At 43.0% G+C, this 1,093-nt stretch carries 1 protein-coding gene; it reads right to left on the reverse strand.

Annotated elements, in window-relative coordinates; translation table 11 throughout:
• Window positions 1-158: 158 nt before the first annotated feature.
• Entirely contained in the window at window positions 159-1,049 is an 891-nt protein-coding gene (nhaR, locus tag R8N28_RS26605) for a transcriptional activator NhaR (RefSeq protein ID WP_318183839.1), read from the reverse strand.
• Window positions 1,050-1,093: the final 44 nt, after the last annotated feature.

Raw genomic sequence — 1,093 nt, forward strand, 5'->3', positions numbered from 1 at the left:
AAGCGATACATCAATTTAACCCACCAGCAGTGTTCACTGGGGCTTTATCGACGAGAAATAATTTTGCTCACTAAACCAAGTATCTTGAATTACTTAGGTATCATTTAGATTTATATTTTTATCGATAGTAATCTATTTATTTGAGCAACGATACGGGTTTACTCAAACATTTGACTGAAATCAGCATCACATACGTTTTTTACCGCAGGATGCTGAATCATTCGCTCGGCGAAAATAACGTAATACTCTTCTTTCAAATCCTCAACATGACGGATCAACTGTAAGCTGCGGTCATCTTCGATTTCTGACATGTAAACCGTCGGCGCCAAAAAGATTACATCATCACGGTATCTCGCAAAGGCTTTCATCAACGCGACGTCATCAAACTCTCCCAAGACATCAGGTTGTAATCCTTGGCGATCAAACCATTGAATGACTTTTCGCCCCATCGCCGTTCGACTTGCTGGGATCAACAGCTTTTTCTTTTCCAAAATTTCAGGGAACTTGACGTCTGGAATGTCAGAAGATGCAAAGAAACTCATGCTACTCTCGCCAAGCTTCTTACTATAAAGGCCTGGGCTTTGCGTCGAGTCCACCGGGCAATCAGAAAGAATCATATCCAACTTGTGCTGCGATAGCCGTTCTAATAACAGTTCGTGCGTCGACTCGTAACAACGTAAGTGGATACTGTTGTCTTCAGGCACGGTTGTCATCAGTACTTTACTAACTAGCCGTTTTGACAGCGCATCGGCCACACCAACTTCAAACAAAATGTTGGAGTGCTGACTGTAGTTCACAATATCAAGCATCTCATAGCTTAAACCAAACATACGATCCGCATATTTGAAGACCAATTGTCCGAGTTCTGTTGGTTCGACAGTACGGCCGTTTCGCTTGGTTAGCTTACCTTTCATCCGCTCTTCAAGCGCTTTGATTTGCCCGGTCACCGTTTGAGGAGTGAGAAAAAGCGCATCCGCGGCCTTGGTAACAGAGCCTTGCTTGCACACCATCCAGAAGTAATAAAGATGGTTGTAATTTAGATGTGACATCGGCCAATTCCAGAAAAGAAGGTGATGCTTTTTATACCAAATGT

Source organism: Vibrio sp. Vb1554 (assembly GCF_033344235.1).